15 protein-coding genes are annotated in these 15,884 nt (G+C 56.7%); 11 read left to right on the top strand and 4 right to left on the bottom strand.

What is annotated here, in order from left to right; genetic code table 11:
• Position 1 precedes the first annotated feature (1 nt).
• From lldD to lldP, 3 genes are all read right to left on the bottom strand, one after another.
• Entirely contained in the window at positions 2 to 1,141 is a 1,140-nt protein-coding gene (gene lldD, locus ACFPDR_RS12915; protein WP_376911204.1) for an FMN-dependent L-lactate dehydrogenase LldD, read from the bottom strand.
• Entirely contained in the window at positions 1,138 to 1,917 is a 780-nt protein-coding gene (gene lldR, locus ACFPDR_RS12910) for a transcriptional regulator LldR (protein WP_009462556.1), read from the bottom strand. Before lldR ends, lldD begins: the two co-directional genes overlap by 4 nt.
• A gap of 78 nt (positions 1,918 to 1,995) precedes the next feature.
• On the bottom strand, positions 1,996 to 3,663 hold the full coding sequence (lldP, locus tag ACFPDR_RS12905; RefSeq protein ID WP_035271369.1) for an L-lactate permease: 1,668 nt from the start codon (positions 3,661 to 3,663) through the stop codon (positions 1,996 to 1,998).
• 507 nt (positions 3,664 to 4,170) lie between these two features.
• Between lldP and ACFPDR_RS12900 the strand changes: the two genes are divergently transcribed.
• From ACFPDR_RS12900 to ACFPDR_RS12890, 3 genes are all read left to right on the top strand, one after another.
• Complete coding sequence (locus ACFPDR_RS12900; RefSeq protein ID WP_226348066.1) at positions 4,171 to 5,184, top strand: TetR/AcrR family transcriptional regulator; 1,014 nt, start codon at positions 4,171 to 4,173, stop codon at positions 5,182 to 5,184.
• 204 nt (positions 5,185 to 5,388) lie between these two features.
• Entirely contained in the window at positions 5,389 to 5,817 is a 429-nt protein-coding gene (locus tag ACFPDR_RS12895; RefSeq protein WP_035271368.1) for a hypothetical protein, read from the top strand.
• 113 nt (positions 5,818 to 5,930) lie between these two features.
• Positions 5,931 to 6,635: a GntR family transcriptional regulator gene (locus tag ACFPDR_RS12890; protein ID WP_035271366.1), complete on the top strand. Its 705-nt coding sequence runs from the start codon at positions 5,931 to 5,933 to the stop codon at positions 6,633 to 6,635.
• A 43-nt stretch (positions 6,636 to 6,678) separates the two neighbouring features.
• Here ACFPDR_RS12890 and ACFPDR_RS12885 read toward each other — a convergent pair whose 3' ends face one another.
• Positions 6,679 to 7,140, bottom strand: a complete 462-nt coding sequence (locus ACFPDR_RS12885) for an Lrp/AsnC family transcriptional regulator (protein WP_021447021.1) — start codon at positions 7,138 to 7,140, stop codon at positions 6,679 to 6,681.
• Positions 7,141 to 7,283: 143 nt separating this feature from the next.
• Between ACFPDR_RS12885 and kynU the strand changes: the two genes are divergently transcribed.
• From kynU to ACFPDR_RS12845, 8 genes are all read left to right on the top strand, one after another.
• The gene (kynU, locus tag ACFPDR_RS12880) at positions 7,284 to 8,534 is read left to right on the top strand and encodes a kynureninase (protein WP_009463162.1); all 1,251 of its coding nucleotides are present in this window, start codon (positions 7,284 to 7,286) and stop codon (positions 8,532 to 8,534) included.
• Between the two features lie 37 nt (positions 8,535 to 8,571).
• Positions 8,572 to 9,945, top strand: coding sequence for an amino acid permease (locus ACFPDR_RS12875; protein WP_026484954.1), 1,374 nt, complete (start codon positions 8,572 to 8,574; stop codon positions 9,943 to 9,945).
• A gap of 313 nt (positions 9,946 to 10,258) precedes the next feature.
• Positions 10,259 to 11,125 carry a hypothetical protein gene (locus ACFPDR_RS12870; protein ID WP_376911203.1) on the top strand — a complete coding sequence of 289 codons (867 nt, stop codon included), beginning with the start codon at positions 10,259 to 10,261 and terminating at the stop codon, positions 11,123 to 11,125.
• Between the two features lie 238 nt (positions 11,126 to 11,363).
• A complete protein-coding gene (locus ACFPDR_RS12865) occupies positions 11,364 to 11,873 on the top strand; it encodes a TetR/AcrR family transcriptional regulator (protein WP_247966012.1) in 510 nt (169 codons plus the stop codon).
• Positions 11,874 to 11,961: 88 nt separating this feature from the next.
• Complete coding sequence (locus ACFPDR_RS12860; protein ID WP_239055080.1) at positions 11,962 to 12,513, top strand: peroxiredoxin; 552 nt, start codon at positions 11,962 to 11,964, stop codon at positions 12,511 to 12,513.
• A gap of 217 nt (positions 12,514 to 12,730) precedes the next feature.
• Complete coding sequence (locus tag ACFPDR_RS12855) at positions 12,731 to 13,501, top strand: DeoR/GlpR family DNA-binding transcription regulator (protein WP_376911202.1); 771 nt, start codon at positions 12,731 to 12,733, stop codon at positions 13,499 to 13,501.
• On the top strand, positions 13,498 to 14,598 hold the full coding sequence (locus tag ACFPDR_RS12850; RefSeq protein ID WP_009463178.1) for an ABC transporter ATP-binding protein: 1,101 nt from the start codon (positions 13,498 to 13,500) through the stop codon (positions 14,596 to 14,598). Before ACFPDR_RS12855 ends, ACFPDR_RS12850 begins: the two co-directional genes overlap by 4 nt.
• 19 nt (positions 14,599 to 14,617) lie before the next feature.
• Complete coding sequence (locus ACFPDR_RS12845) at positions 14,618 to 15,880, top strand: ABC transporter substrate-binding protein (RefSeq protein WP_035271356.1); 1,263 nt, start codon at positions 14,618 to 14,620, stop codon at positions 15,878 to 15,880.
• Positions 15,881 to 15,884: the final 4 nt, after the last annotated feature.

Genomic DNA, 15,884 nt, shown 5'->3' with positions numbered 1-15,884 from the left:
GTCAAGACTCCTGTACAAGCAGGTCAGAGGTGATCTGGGAAATGCTGCTGACACTGGTCAGTGTCATGGCGACCCGAATTTCTTTTTCAATCAGGCTCAGCAGGTGGTCCACGCCGGATTGCCCGGCGGCGGCCAAGGCATAGATGTAGGCGCGGCCCAGCATGGCAGCGTCGGCTCCCAGGGCAATCATGCGCACTACGTCCAGGCCACTGCGGATACCCGAATCTGCCAGAATCTTGATCTGGCCTTTGACTGCATCGGCAATGGCAGGCAGCGCGCGTGCCGAGGACAAGACGCCGTCAAGCTGACGGCCGCCGTGATTCGAGACGATGATGCCATCGGCACCAAAGCGCACGGCATCGCGGGCGTCATCGGGGTCCAGAATGCCTTTGATCAGCATGGGGCCTTTCCAGAAATCGCGTATCCACTCCAGATCTTTCCAGGAAATCGAGGGGTCAAAGTTCGCGCCCAGATAACCCATATAGTCTTCCAGACCCGTAGGCTTGCCCAGGTAGCGCGAGATATTGCCCAGATCGTGCGGGCGACCTAGCAGACCGACATCCCAGGCCCAGCGCGGGTGCATGACAGCCTGTGCATAGCGACGCAGAGCGGCATTCGGGCCGCTCATGCCCGAATGCGCATCGCGGTAACGAGCGCCGGGTACGGGCATGTCTACGGTAAAGACCAAGGTGCTGCAGCCTGCAGCTTGCGCGCGTTCCAGTGCATTGCGCATGAAGCCGCGGTCCTTCAGCACATACAGCTGAAACCACATGGGCCGCTTCAGGCGCGGGGCAACTTCCTCGATCGGGCAGACTGACACGCTGGACATGGTGAAAGGAATGCCATGTGCATCGGCTGCCTGGGCAGCCTGGACTTCACCTCGACGCGCGTACATGCCTGTCAGACCTACCGGGGACAAGGCCACCGGAATGGACAGTTTTTCACCAAACAGCTCAATGCTGGTATCGAGCTGGCTCATGTCCTTCAGGACACGCTGGCGCAGGGCGACATTGGCCAGATCGTCCACATTGCGGCGCAGCGTGTGCTCGGCGTAAGCACCGCCGTCAATGTAGTGGAACAGGAAAGGAGGCAGTCGTTTTTGGGCGGCACGCCGGTAGTCGGTCGAGGAGGAAATAATCATGGCAGAGTCGGGTCGGATAAGACGGAAGGAGGGGTTTGCAGGCGCGCGGCACGTTCGCGGCGTGCAAGGTCTTCGTCAGCCTGAAGAAGGGTGTTGCGTACGTAGCCCAGGTGTTCGTTCACAACGTGGCGTGCTTGAGCGGGATCGCCATCGACAATGGCTTTGACCAGGGCTTCGTGTTGCGCCGTCAGATTGACAATGGTCTCGGGTGAGTCATGCACGAACATGATGATGTCCCGGTTTTGCGTCACGCTGCTGAGCACCAGATCAAACAGGCCCCGCATGACCTGAACCAGCACCAGATTGTGCGAGGCTTCGGCCACGGCCAGGTGAAACTGGGCATCAGCGCGGGCGGACTGCACGGTATCGCCGCTTTGCTGGTAGCGAATCATTTGCTCGAAGCATTGCAGGATCTTGTCCTTGTCTTCGGGCGAGGCACGCAGGGCGGCGTGCCAGGTGGTACTGCTCTCCAGAGCAATGCGCGCTTCCAGCACGTCGTAACGGTACTGGGGATCGGACAGCATCAGGGCGGCCAGCGGGTCTACCGAGCGCTGGGTCCATTGGGGCGTTTGGGAGGCCAGGTAAGTGCCTGAACCTACCTGACTGCGCAAAATGCCCTGGCTGTTCAGTTGCTGAATAGCCTCGCGCAGCGATGCACGCGACACATTCAATTGAGCTGCCAACGTACGCTCGGCAGGCAGTCTTTGCCCGGCCTTGAAATCGCTGGATTGAATCAGCGCCAGCAATTGTTGGGCAACGTGATCAGAGAGGCGCATAGTTCTTGAGATACCGGAAAAATAAATCTGCAAGGCACGCGTATACGCGCCTTGCAGATGAAGGATGAGGGCGGGCCCTTAGGGAATCATCCAAGGTAACACATAGGCTTGCAGGGTAGTCAGCAGGCCAATCAGAACCGCAAAGATCAAGCTGTGTTTCACGGTAAAGCGGAACAGATCGGATTCTTTGCCGGCCAGACCCACTGCCGCGCAGGCAATGGCGATCGACTGGGGTGAGATCATCTTGCCGGTCACGCCACCTGTGGTGTTGGCGGCCACCATCAGCACTTCAGGCAGACCCAGCTGCTGTGCCGTGGTTGCCTGCAAGGCACCAAACAAGGCGTTGGCAGAGGTGTCGGAACCAGTCAGGAACACACCGATCCAGCCCAGGAAGGGCGAGAAGAAGGTGAAGGCTTTGCCGGTGTGAGCCAGGGCCAGCGCCAAAGTTGCGGACAGGCCGGAGTAGTTGGCGATAAAGGCAAAGGCCAGCACCATGCCAATCGAGTAGATCGGTACAGCCAGTTCCTTGAAGGTTTCGCCCAAGGTTTCCACCGCTTTTGCCGGTTTCATGCGCAAAAAGAGGATAGTCAGCAAGGCGGCAATCAGAATGGCGGTGCCGGTGGCAGAGAGCCAGTTAAAGGAGTAGACCGCGCCATACGGAGTGGCCGAGGCCACGACGGGTGGGGCCTTGTCGACCAGATTGTGCAGGAAGGGCACAGGAATATTCACGATGGTCGACGCCAGCGGGCCATTGGCAGCAAACAAGGCTTTGAAGGGCTGCACACTCCAGATCGTGACCATGGCAGTCAGGATGATGAAGGGCGACCAGGCTTTGATGATGCGGCCAGTGCTCAGCACGGTAGGGGCCTGATCGGCCAGATTGTCCTGAGCAGGCGAGCCTTCTTGTGTTTCAAAACGGAAGATGCGCTTGGGTTGCCACACTTTCAGGAACAGGGTCAGCACAACCAGGGAAACCAGAGCCGAGGTAATGTCCGGCAGCTCGGGGCCAATGTAGTTGGCGGTCAGGAACTGCACCAGCGCGAAGGAGCCGCCACCGACCAGTACGGCAGGCCAGGTTTCCTTGATACCGCGCCAGCCGTCCATGATGGCCATCAGCCAGAACAGCACGATCACCGTCATGAAAGGCAGTTGGCGACCAGCCATCTGGCCGATTTCAAAGGGATCAATACCCGATACCTGACCGGCCACGATGATAGGAATACCCATGGCACCGAACGCCACCGGGGCGGTATTGGCAATCAGGCACAGACCGGCCGCGTACAAGGGGCGGAAACCCAGGCCAGCCAGCAAGGCGGCAGTAATGGCAACGGGCGCACCAAAACCGGCTGCCCCTTCCAGGAAGGCGCCAAAGCAAAAGCCCACCAGAATCAGCTGCAGGCGCTGGTCAGGCGTGACGGACAGGATGGAGGCGCGAATGATGTCGAACTGACCGGTCTTGACCGAAATCTTGTACAGAAAAACGGCGGCCACAATGATCCAGGCGATCGGCCACAGCCCATAGAAAAAGCCATACACCACCGAGGCCAGCGCAGTGGAAACCGGCATGCGATAGAAAAACAGGGCAACGCCCAGGGCCAGCAAGACGGTAATCGTCCCTGCCAGATACCCCTTCATGCGCAACTTGGTCAGGGCCAGGAAAAAAAAGATGATCGGAATAAGGGCGATCAGTGCCGACAGCCAGATATTGCCGGTGGGATCGTATTGCTGCAGCCACGCTTGTTGCATGTTGTTCTATCTCCGCAGGAGCAAATGGGAGGCGCTTGTATCGCAAGCGAGCCTGAAGGTCGTTAAATTGGTCTGACCATTTCTTGAGATCGTCAAGAACAGAGCGCATTGTATAGAAAGGATTATTTTATTGAATCTAAGTGTTTACCCTAACAATTCAAGAATAAACAATTTTTTATTCAATTAATTGGTCTGACCAATTTAGGTGAAAAACCAGAAATGAGAGGTGGAACGGGCAGGGGCTGTCACACGGTTTTCAGGCGTGAAAAGTCTTTGTGCCTGACTATTTTTGCCAGGATAGGGCGGGAGGAATCGGGTTACGCTGTTGCTCGTTCAGGTCGATGTCTTGCGACTTCATCAGCAGGAACACTCGCTTTGCAAAAAATGATATTGAGAATCATTATCGTGGATGTAAACTAGGCTTCTAATTAGTAGAGTTTCATAAATTAAATAAGAGGCAGTGGCAGGTACTACCGCGCTGCTGTCATCAAAAGGGTCAACATAGATATGCCAACCCCTCAGGCGCCCGCGCCACGCGGACGTCCTCCCACCATCACCCGAGCACGGATTGCCGACGCTGGCATTCAGATTGGCCTGCCCAACATCACCTTTGTGGGGGTAGCGGCCGCTTTGGGTGTCAGCCAGATGGCGCTGTACAAGCATGTGGGTAATCTGGAAGGGCTTAAACAACTGGTGGCCGAAGAAATTTTCAGCCGCTGGCAAGTACCTCGGGCCACGATTCCGGTTCAAGGCAGCCTGGAAGACTATCTGCAGCTGTTCAGTGCGGCGACACAGGCTTTTGTGAAAGCCAATCCGGGCATCACGCCCTATGTGATACGCAGGCTGGTGGCGACTCCTTCCATGCTGGACAAGATCCGGGAGCATCAAGAGCACATTGCTCAGGCTTATGGCGTGTCCTTTGAGCGCTCGCGTTACTTGATGGGAACGGTGGCCTTTCATTGCCTGGCGGTTGCCGATACGGTCTATGCCGTGGCTGGCCGGGAGCCACGTGCAGCCGTGGAACGGGTCGTGGAGGAGGTCGAGATGGAGGGCATATTGCAATTGGGCATGACAGCCCTGATTCAAGGAGCTTTAGCAATGAGTGAGCAAGACATTTCTCCTGACTTTTCCACCCAGTTTCTGGATACATCCGCTTTGCCGATAGCAAGGGTGCGCGAGTTTCCCTTGACCCTGGAGCTGGCCACGCAATGGCTGGACGATATGGAAACCCTGATCAAGGCCGAAAAAGAGTTCGTTCTGGTCTACGAAAGCCTGCCCGATCCTTCCACTCCCGGCGACCCGGAAGGGCGCAAGAAAGCGGTGTTGTGGTTAAAGGCACATCGTGAAGGCTTCGGTCGTTATTGCCGCGGGATTGTGATGATGTGCGATGACCCTGCTAATCTGCCTGCCCTGCAGGAGATGGTGGGGCCTTTGGAAAAGGTCTATCGCGTACCCGGGGGTGTGGCCTCCAGCCCCGACGAGCTGCGCGCTTTCATCCAGCAGTGGGTGACAGCAAGTTAGGACATAACAGACAGTAGTCCATCGCCTGATAGCGCTTTGCTTCAGGTTTCAAAGCCGCTGCGTCTCCGGGTTGAGAGGCAGCGGCTTTGTTATGGACAATCTTTCGCTGAACTGTACGTGTTTTCCCGTCTAGTCTCGGTTTTCCTTTGGCATGACAATAAAAACATTGTCATAACAATAAGCATTCGTCACAGGAGCAAGTACGTGAAAGATCCACATTGTCATTCCAGTAGCATCCTGGTGGAGCGCCCGGCTAAGGTCGCTTTTGAAATCATGTCCGATGGCATCTTGCAAGGTCAGTGGGCCTGGGGCAGTGCGAATCGCAGCGAAGTGGAACCGGGCCTGTTCAAGGGGACCTCGGTCTTTAGCGGCCAGGAAACCTATGTGCGCCTGAATGTGGATGCAGACCGCTTTCAGGTGGATTACGAGGTGGGCGCCAGCAAGGAGGCGATGCAGTTTCGTAATATGTCGCGTGTTATCCCAGGCGAGGTGCTCAAGCTGGGCGCAGACAAATGTGTAGTGAGCTTGCTGACCTGGCGTTTGGCTACACAAAGCGATGCGGCATGGGAGCAGATTTCCTGTGTCCATGAGGCCGAGATGTTTCTGATCAAAGGCCTGCTGGAACGCGAATAAGAAGATGGCTTACTGGCAGGGGAACCAACGATTTTCTGTTGATACCGCAGGTGGAACACAGCACGTAGGGAGAGCCAGCAGCAGAGTGTCATCAACAGGGATGAGATAAAAAAGTGAGTACAAAACCACTGTATGAGCAGCTTGCCGACAAGCTGACCCGCTATATCCAGGACGGTCGCTTGAAGCCCGGCGACCGCTTGCCTACGGAGGCCGAGCTAGGGGGGATGTTCGGCGTCAGCCGCATCACCGTGCGCCAGGGCCTGGCGATCTTGACGCGCAATGGCTTGATCGAGCGTTTTCCCAGCCGAGGCTCCTTTGTGCTGGAACGCAAGAACACCGGCTCCTGGGAGCTGAGCTCCATCAATGATCTGGTGCAGTTGGGCAAAGACACCACCACCCAGATTGCCAGCTGGGGGCTGGTCGCCCCGCCAGCAGACATTGCTGAGTTTTTCGCTTCCGATGAGCCGGTTTATAAGCTGCAAGCGGTGCGCTACAGGTCAGCGGTGCCCCTTTATTTTGCTGAGAACTACTTGCTACGCTCGATAGGAGAACGTATCGAGCAACAGGCTCTGGAAACACACACCATGGTAGAGATGCTGACTGGCGTGCTGAACGTGCCCATCAAGCATGCGCAAGAAGAGATCAGCATGGCCAACGCGTCGGCAGACATGGCCAAGCAGCTCTGGATCAAGGAGAACCAGGCCGTGATTGTGCAGCGTATTGATCTGTTCAATACCGATAACAAACCGGTGCAAAGCGGCAAGGGCTGGTGGCGCAGCGAGCATTTCAAGCGACGCTTCAAACTGAACTACGACTAAGCCCGCGGCCTGGCACCTGGCCAGACCTTGCCGGTATGCCGGTTTACACAGGCAAGCGTTGCCCCTTGGCCTTGATGCAAGACAGCACGATCTGCGAATGGATCTTGGTGACGCCGCGCAGCGTGTTGAGCTTGTGAATGACAAAATTGGAAAAAGTCTCGAAGTTGCGCGTGCGTATGTGCAGCATGTAGTTCGCCTGCCCGGTCACGATGTAGGCATGGAGCACTTCATCCATGGTAGCCAGTGCTTTGCTCAGGTACTGATGCTCGCTCTCGTTGAGCTGCCCGATATTCACTTCCACAAAGGCTTCAATGGCAAAGCCCAGTTTGCCTGCGCTCAAGTTGGCGCTGTAGTTTTCGATGAAGCCTTCCTGCTCCAGAATCTTTACGCGCCGGTGGCAGGAGGAGGGCGAAAGGGCTACCAGGTCAGCTAGTTCCTGGTTGCTGAGCCTGCCGTTGTCCTGTAAAAGACGCAGGATTTTCAGGTCTGTCTCATCTAGTCTCATATTTTAGAATTTTCTATGAAAAAGGTTTTTAAAAACCGAATTTTCTTCCAGTATTAATCATAATCTTCATCGCTTTGGAATAATTTACCAGAGGCTCGGTGCTAGACTAAATAGCTTAAAAAGCAGAATCGAGGAGCATGAATATGATTACCTTGCAGCAATGCGAGCAGTGGGATCAGGCCGATGAACTGGCTGCCTTCAAAGCCAAGTTCGACCTGCCACCCAACACGATTTATCTGGACGGGAATTCGCTGGGCGCCATGCCCCGACACGCCATGGAGCGCGCCCAGGAAGTTATTGCTCAGGAATGGCGTACCGACCTGATCAATAGCTGGAACAAGGCAGGCTGGTGGACCTTGCCCGTGCGTCTGGGCGACCAGATGTCGCCCCTGATCGGTGCCGGTCAAGGTGAAACCATCGTCAGCGACAGCACCTCGGTCAATCTGTTCAAGGTGCTGGCTGCCGCCGTCAATTTGCAAAAAGAGCGCCATCCGGAAAAGAAAGTGATCCTGGCCGAGCGTGATTCCTTCCCTACGGATCTTTACATCATTGAAGGGTTTAACGCCTTCTTTGGCAAAGACTATAGGCTTGAATTGATTGATGACCCGGCAGACCTGCAAACAGCCGTCAATGATGAAACCGCTGTGGTGGTGCTGTCCCATGTGAATTACCGCACGGGTTACTTGCACGATATGCAGGCGACCAACCGCCTGGTGCATGAACACAATGGCCTGTTGATCTGGGATTTGTGCCACTCCGTGGGTGCCTTGCCTATCGAGCTGAAAGACAGCGAGTCCGACTTTGCCATTGGCTGCACCTACAAGTACCTGAACGCCGGTCCGGGTGCTCCGGCCCTGCTGTGGGTGAACCCCAAGCTGATGGGCCAGATCAGCCAGCCCTTGTCCGGCTGGTGGGGCCACAAGCACCCCTTTGCCATGAGCCCGTCATATGAAGCCGCCAACGGTATCGAGCGTTTCTTGTGCGGTACTCAGCCCATTGTTTCCTTGAGCCTGGTGGCTTGCGGTGTGGACGTGTTCCTGCAAACCGACCTGCAGGCGGTGCGCCGTAAATCCCTGGCGCTGACGGACTTGTTCATCGCGTTGGTGGAACAGGAATGTGCGGAATTTGGCCTGCGTCTGGTGACTCCACGCGATCACCACTACCGTGGCAGCCATGTAAGTTTTGCCCATGAGCAAGGCTATGCCGTGGTGCAGGCCCTGATCGCCCGTGGTGTGATTGGGGACTACCGCGAGCCTGAAGTGATGCGCTTTGGTGTTACGCCCTTGTATCTGTCTTTTGTGGATATTTGGCAGGCTGTGCAGCATATCAAGGCGGTACTGACCGATAAGGAATGGGACAAGCCCGCCTATAAAACACGCTCCAAGGTGACCTGATCAGGCTGATATAAAAAATAAGCATAAAGGAGGAGACATGAGCCGATTTGAGCAAATTCAATCGCGCGAAGCCGGGCTGCATAAAAAACTGAGCGCCCGCCAAATGAGCATGATTGCGATCGGGGGCGCCATCGGTACCGGCTTGTTCCTGGGCAGCAAATTTGCCATTGGCTTTGCGGGTCCCGGCGTTGTACTGAGTTATGTGATTGGCGGCTTCATTGCTCTGGTCCTGATGGGCTGCCTGGCCGAGATGACGGTGGAACACCCCACATCGGGCTCTTTTGGAGCCTATGCGGAGTTCTATATTCATCCGCTGGCCGGGTTCCTGGTGCGCTACAGCTATTGGGCCTGCATTGTTCTGGCCGTGGGCACCGAGGTGACGGCGGTGGCGGACTATATGAAGTTCTGGTTCCCGGACGTCTCACCCTGGATCTGGATCGCCTTTTTCTCGGCCGTGCTGATTGCCGTCAATGCCTACAGCGTCAAGGCTTTTGGTTCGGTGGAGTATTGGTTTGCCCTGATCAAGGTGTTTGCCATTATTGCGTTCATCGTGCTGGCCATTGGCATGTTGACGGGCTATTACAAGCCCGCACAGGTACAGGAAAACCTGTTTGGCCAGGGTGGCTTCATGCCCAATGGCTGGTATGGGGTGTGGGTAGGGGTGATCATTTCCATCTTCAGCTATCTGAGTATCGAGATGATTGCCGTGGCGGCGGGCGAGGCAGAAAACCCCGAGCAAGCCGTGCGCCAGGCCTTCAAGGCCACCATCTGGCGCTTGATCATTTTCTACCTGCTGTCCTTGTCGCTTATCGTGATGCTGGTGCCTTGGCAGGTGCTGGTAGCGGAAGGCACAACCAGTCCTTTCATTACGGTGATGCAGTCCGTCGGCATTCCCTATGCAGACAGCATCCTGAACTTCATTGTGATTATTGCGGCCTTGTCGGCCATGAACAGCATGCTCTATATCTCGACCCGCATGATGTTCAGCCTGTCGCGTGCCGGTGATGCGCCCGCTGCGCTGGGCAAGGTGGCGCGCAATGGTGTGCCCTTGAATGCCCTGGCTTTATCGGCCAGCGGTGTGGCCGTGGCCGCAGTGGTGTATGCCAACAATCCGGAAACCGCCTTTCCGGTGATGATCGCCCTGTCCATGTTTGGCGCCTTGTTCACATGGGGCATGATCTTCCTGACTCATTTGTTCTTCCGCCGCCGCGTGGCACAGGACGGTGTGCAGCTACGTTTCCGTATGCCGGCCTATCCCATCGGCACCTTGCTGGGCTTGATTGGCATTGTGGCGATTTTGGTGACTACCTGGTTCATCAATATCTTTCACTACACCTTGCTGTTTGGTGTGCCGTTCCTGCTTGCCTTGGTCGTGATTTACTTTGTACGAGGCGCTCGTAAGGCTGCCTGAGTGATCTGACTTTCTGGCTCTGTTTGAACAAGCCCCTGCCTTGGCAGGGGCTTTTTTTTGCAGCGTGCGTTTCAAGAAGCTCGTCCCGTCGGATAACAGCGGGAGCGTACTGATGTTGAGGCGTGTGTGTCTGAACAGGTAAGGATGTGGTGTGGGGCCGGTTTGATCTTTGTCAGCCTTGCGGATTGCGGAGAATCGATTCAATGAAAATGTGTATTATTTGAGACTATTATGTATCATTTGGTATTGTGATTGCTCAAGAAGGCCGCTGTCAGTCGTTCTGGGCCCTGGCGCGGATGCTGCTTTTAGCAGCTTGGCGGCGCCCGAGATTCGGCAGCGCGTGCTGCTGGCCCATTGGGTGGCCCATAGCCGGGACAAGACCCAGCAGTACTTGGGTTTCCCCTTGGGCCGCATCATGCTGCAGCGCTGGATGCACAGCAAAGCTGGCAGCCGTCGGATCGAGGCGTTTGGCCTGCCGCGTCATATCGTCCATGAAACCTTGGGGGAGCAGGCTTTAACCTTGCATGTGAACCCGCGTGAGCTGATCCGCATGGCCATTCAGGCGCCTCGCAAAGAGGAAAAACGGCCGTCCTCCCTGGCCTTTATCTGGGAGGGAAGCTGGGACCAGCGGCGTGAGGATTTGCGCGTCGGAACGCGTTACTCCCTGATCAGCGATCTGGATGAAAACCGGCATCAGCTGGAACAAACGGCGCGTTTCAAAAAGCTGATGAAGCGTATTGAACAAGGCAATCCTTGGGAGTCGTATCAGCAAGGTGTATTTCTGGATACGCCGGAAAAGATTATTGAGTACCTGCGCATTTACCTGGGTTTTCTGGACGATATGGCTCGTGATGGCTTTGATCCCAGGCGCGGCAAAGATGCCTTGGGTGTGGTGATCTCTCGTGATGGCCGTATTCTGAAAATTAATCGTGGTCTGCACCGATTGGCCATGGCCCAGAGGCTGGGCCTGCCTAGCGTACCCGTGCAGGTACGCCATGTGCATCGCTTCTGGTGGGATCGGGTCACTGCCGGGGCCACGGGCGAGCTGGCCTTGCACCGGATGCAGCAAGCCTTGCGCCGCTGCGTGCCGGAAACCCGGCCCGGCCCTTTGGATCTGGATCCGGATACCTTGCTGACAGATGCTTTCTGGCCGGCTCCGCGTGCCGGTCTGAGCGTTTAAAAAATCACCCGCATAGTCATTATTCCATGGGTGAAATACGGTTTCTCAATGAATGACGTTACACTAGCGCACGCTCCACCCAGGTAGCGTGCCTGTTCGTTTTCCTGATCTCCAGTGGTGCCAAACAAGAAGACCGATTCGCAGCGATCTGGCAATAGCCCGTGCCCGATCCAGTCCTGTATTACCTAGGGGAAGAATTATGACTGCAGCAAAGCCTCGGCCTCGCGAGGAATTGCTATTGCGCCTTGTAAGCGCTTTGGCTGACCAGCCGCGGGCGTCCATGGGGCAATTGGCCGGTCTGGTGGGCTTGAGTCGCGCAACCCTGTGCCGCTACTTCCCGTCTCGCGAAGCCATGATGATGGAGATCTTCCAGGAAGGGGTAAATAGTGCGGAGCAGGCTATTGAACGCGCCCGTCTGTGCGACGGGAGGGCACAAGAAGCCATTCAACGACTAATCCAGGAACTGCTGCCTATTGTGGATCTGTACATGTACGTTGAGCTGCAGTTGCAGGTAGAGGAGTATTCCACGGCCCGCAGTGAAGCGGTACGAGAGGCGTTGATTGAGCAGTTTCAACAGTGGCAGGAAAGCGGGGACTTGCGGCGCGATCTGGCGGCCAGTTGGTTATGCGAGTCCTTGTTTGCCTTGCTGGGCAAGGCTGCCAGGCTGATTCGAGCTGGCCGTCTGGCCCGCCATGATGCACCCCATAATGTGTTTGTCCTGCTGTGGAGCGGCATCGTTCATCCCTGATCGGGACCGGAAAACCAGGCCTTGTGCTTTCATGTCTGTGCGGATTACGCTGCTTGCTGGTGCAGCGCACACATACGGAGGCAATGGCATGAAACAGGCAATAGCAGCTTTCTCTTTGGGTTTGTCCCTGCTGGCGGGGGCAGGTGGCGCACAGGCCGCTTTGGACGTCGGCACCCCCGCGCCGGACTTTACCGTGCAGGCCGCTCTGGCCGGTAAAACCTTTGATTTCTCCCTGAAAGAAGCCCTGAAAAATGGGCCGGTGGTGCTGTACTTTTATCCCGCTGCGTTCACCAAAGGTTGCACCATTGAAGCGCATACTTTCGCCGAGGCGATTGATGAGTACGCTTATTTTGGCGCCACGGTTATCGGGCTGTCCTCGGACAATATCGATACCCTGAAAGATTTCTCCACGGGGCCTTGCGGTAGCAAGTTCGCGGTGGGGGCGGACACCACAGGCCAGGTTATCAAGGCTTATGACGCAGGACTGGGAACGCATACCGAACGGGCTGCCCGCATGTCTTATGTGATCTCGCCCGAAGGCAAGATTGTGTACGAATACACGGCTATGGATCCCGATGAGCATGTCAGCAAAACCTTGCAGGCCGTGCGCGATCTGGCGGCGCAACAAGGGGCGAAGTAAAGCTGTAGCCTGATTTGGCTTTACGTCGCAGAGCTTCGTTTCGTTCCCCTGTGGCGACCGGCCACACCGCTTCTGGCCGCGAAACGAACGCCTTTTTCCAGTCTGAAATGTTCATATGAACATTTATGCGTCATAAAACTTTCATCTGAGCGTCACCGACTCGTAACTTCGCGTTCCTACACTGCCGGGTATTCAAACGAAACCCATACGCCGTGTTATGAACCTATCTGTCAGGCAAAGCATTATTGTGGATCTGCTGGCCGCCCAAGGGGCGGTGTCAGTGGATGGCTTGGCCGCGCATTTCGGGGTGACGCCGCAGACTATCCGGCGCGACCTGAACCACTTGTATGAAGCCGATCTGGTACGCCGCCGCCATGGTGGTGCCGAGTTGAACGTGGTCGAGCGTAATGTGCCTTTCCAAACGCGCCGCATTACCCATTTGCAAGCCAAGGCCCGTATCGGGCGAGCCGTTGCCACATTGATTCCTCCCGGTGCCAGCCTGCTGCTGGGTTTTGGCACCACCCCCGAGCAAGTGGCCCTGGCGCTGGCCGACCATCGCGATCTGACCGTGGTCACCAACAACATCAGTGCCGCTCTGGCCCTGTCCCACAATTTGAGCCACCGCGTGGTACTGACGGGTGGCGAACTGCGTCAACCCAACCCCGAAATTCTGGGCCCCGGCGCCGAACGCCTGTTCAACAGCTTCAAGGCGGACTTTGGCGTGTCCGGGGTAGGGGGCTTTGACTCGGACGGTGCTTTGCTGGACTTTGATATGGCCGAGTCCGATTGCCACAAAGCCCTGCGCGGCAATTGTCGTGTGCGGATTCTGGTGCTGGATCACACCAAGTTTGGCCGTCGTGCTCCTGTGCGCAGTGGCTCTTTAGATGATGTGGATATTCTGGTCAGTGACCAGCCTATTCCCGAGCCTTACCGCGAGCAAATTCCTGCGCGTGTTCAGATCGTGATTGCTGACGAGGTGCAGGCATGAATCGCGCCGCTATCGAGTTGCAAGGCATAGGCAAAGCCTGGGGCGAACAGGCCGTGCTCAAGCAAATGGACCTGTCCATTCAGGAAGGTAAATTTACGGCCTTGCTGGGGCCTTCGGGCTGCGGTAAGTCCACCTTGCTGCGCATTATTGCCGGGCTGGAAACCCCCGATCAGGGTCGTCTTTTTATTAATGGGCAGGACGCCACCTATCTGGAGCCCGCCAAGCGTGGCTTGAGCATGGTGTTCCAATCCTACGCCCTGTTCCCGCATCTGAATGTGGCTGACAACATCTTGTTCGGCCTGCAAGTACGCCGTGCCGATCGTCAGCAGCAAAAAGAGCGTTTGCGTGAAGCCTTGGCGCTGACCAATCTGGAAGGTCTGGAAGAGCGCAAGCCCGGCCAGCTGTCGGGCGGGCAGCGGCAGCGTGTAGCCCTGGCGCGCAGCATTGTGTCGGGTCATCGCATCTGCCTGATGGACGAACCGCTCTCGAACCTGGATGCCAAGCTGCGCCACACCGTGCGCCATGAAATCCGTGCTCTACAGCAACGCTTGGGTTTGACCGTGGTGTACGTCACCCACGATCAGACCGAAGCCATGGGCATGGCCGATCACGTGGTGCTGCTTAACGCTGGACATATTGAGCAGCAGGGCAGTGCCCAGGACCTGTACGGGCAGCCCAATAGCGTCTTTACCGCCGGCTTTATCGGCAGCCCACCCATGATGATGATTCACAGTGACCACGTGCCCTTGGAGTTGTGGCCCTCGCGCCGTCAGTACGACCAGCCGCATCGTGTGCTGGTGGGCGTGCGCCCGGAGAACCTGAACTTGCACGAAGCGGGCGAGCAGTATGTGGCTGCTACCGTGGTGCACCAGGAGTTTCAAGGGGCCGATGCCTATGTGTATGTGCAGCTTGATGATGGCCACACCCTGATCGTGCGCGCGCCGCACAGCCGCAGCGTCGAGGCGGGTGCTCGCTGTGGCTTGAGCTGGGACCCTGTTCACGCTTTTTACTTTAACCAGGACAGCGGGGCTCGCCTGCCGTCTGCGGATGCTCTGACTGCTGCTCCTTTCGCTGTTCCTCCTGCTGTTCTTCCCTAAACGTACTGCGAGTCTACCCATGTTGAAGAATTGTCTGCTTGCCACCTCCAGCGCCCTGTTGATGGGCCTGGGCGCCAATGCCCATAGCGCGGTGGAATTGACCATGTACTACCCCATTGCCGTAGGCGGCCCGCTGACCGATGTGGTCGATGGAATGATCAAGGACTATCAGGCCCAAAACCCGGAAGTCACCGTTAAAGCCGTCTACTCCGGTAACTACGATGAAACCCGTGTACGTGCCTTGTCGGCCCTGCGTGCGGGCGAGCCGGTGCAGCTTTCTGTGCTGGGCGCACTGGATACGCATGATCTGGTGGAACAAGGCCTGGTTGAAGCCTTTAGCGATGTCGCCCAGGACGCCACCAGCCAGGATTGGCTGAAAAGCTTTTATCCTGCCTTGATGGCTAACGGCACCTTGGAAGGCAAGGTCTGGGGCATTCCGTTCCAGCGCTCCACCATCGTCATGTTCTACAACAAGGACATGTTCCGTGAAGCAGGCTTGAATCCGGATCAAGCTCCCAAGACCTGGGACGAGTTGGTGCAAACCGCCCAGAAACTGACTAATGACCAGCATCACGGCTTGATGATTCCGTCGACGGGCTACCCCTACTGGATGTTCCAGGCCATGGCCTTGCAAAATGGCCGTCAGCTGATGAATGAAGAAGGCACGCAGGTTTACTTCAATGACCCCAAGTCGGTGGAAGCGCTGCAGTTCTTCCATGACCTGGCCTACAAGCACAAAGTCAGCCCCACTGGCACCATTGAATGGGGCACGCTGCGTCAGGCTTTTGTCCAAGGCAAGACGGCCATGATGTGGCACACCACGGGCAACCTGACGGCCGTCAAGAATGAAGCCAAGTTCGACTTTGGTGTTGCCATGCTGCCCGCCAAGGAAAAAGCGGCTTCGCCTACCGGCGGTGGCAACTTCTACCTGTTCAAGGGCGCGAACGAGGAACAGAAGAAAGCGGCTCTGGATTTTGTGCGCTGGATGACGGCCCCTGAGCGTGCCGCCAAGTGGTCCATGGCTACGGGCTATGTCGGTGTCAGCCCTGCCGCCTACGAAACGCCTGCTCTGGTCGAGTACGCCAAAACGTTCCCGCAGGCTGTGGTCGCCCGCGATCAGTTGGCCGTAGCTTCGCCCGAGTTTGCCACTTACGAGACAGCACGTGTACGCGAGCTGCTGTCCAACGCCGTGCAAGCCGTGCTGACCAATGCCAAGACGCCCAAGGCCGCTTTGGATGAAGCCCAGGCTGCTGCAGAACGTCTGCTGCGTCCTTTCAACTAAGCAG

It is taken from the genome of Alcaligenes sp. GCM10023179 (genome assembly GCF_042653705.1).
Lineage (GTDB): Bacteria > Pseudomonadota > Gammaproteobacteria > Burkholderiales > Burkholderiaceae_B > Alcaligenes > Alcaligenes phenolicus.
The sequence above is the reverse complement of the archived record's forward strand: the minus strand, read 5'-3'. Positions and strand labels throughout refer to the sequence as shown.

Excerpts from the sequence above, each read along its gene's own strand:
- ACFPDR_RS12885 (WP_021447021.1), bottom strand. The coding sequence starts at position 7,140 with ATGAGACTAGATGAGACAGACCTGAAAATCCTGCGTCTTTTACAGGAC.
- ACFPDR_RS12875 (WP_026484954.1), top strand. The coding sequence starts at position 8,572 with ATGAGCCGATTTGAGCAAATTCAATCGCGCGAAGCCGGGCTGCATAAA.
- ACFPDR_RS12845 (WP_035271356.1), top strand. The coding sequence starts at position 14,618 with ATGTTGAAGAATTGTCTGCTTGCCACCTCCAGCGCCCTGTTGATGGGC.
- kynU (WP_009463162.1), top strand. The coding sequence starts at position 7,284 with ATGATTACCTTGCAGCAATGCGAGCAGTGGGATCAGGCCGATGAACTG.
- lldP (WP_035271369.1), bottom strand. The coding sequence starts at position 3,663 with ATGCAACAAGCGTGGCTGCAGCAATACGATCCCACCGGCAATATCTGG.
- lldR (WP_009462556.1), bottom strand. The coding sequence starts at position 1,917 with ATGCGCCTCTCTGATCACGTTGCCCAACAATTGCTGGCGCTGATTCAA.
- ACFPDR_RS12855 (WP_376911202.1), top strand. The coding sequence starts at position 12,731 with ATGAACCTATCTGTCAGGCAAAGCATTATTGTGGATCTGCTGGCCGCC.
- ACFPDR_RS12860 (WP_239055080.1), top strand. The coding sequence starts at position 11,962 with ATGAAACAGGCAATAGCAGCTTTCTCTTTGGGTTTGTCCCTGCTGGCG.
- ACFPDR_RS12850 (WP_009463178.1), top strand. The coding sequence starts at position 13,498 with ATGAATCGCGCCGCTATCGAGTTGCAAGGCATAGGCAAAGCCTGGGGC.
- ACFPDR_RS12900 (WP_226348066.1), top strand. The coding sequence starts at position 4,171 with ATGCCAACCCCTCAGGCGCCCGCGCCACGCGGACGTCCTCCCACCATC.
- lldD (WP_376911204.1), bottom strand. The coding sequence starts at position 1,141 with ATGATTATTTCCTCCTCGACCGACTACCGGCGTGCCGCCCAAAAACGA.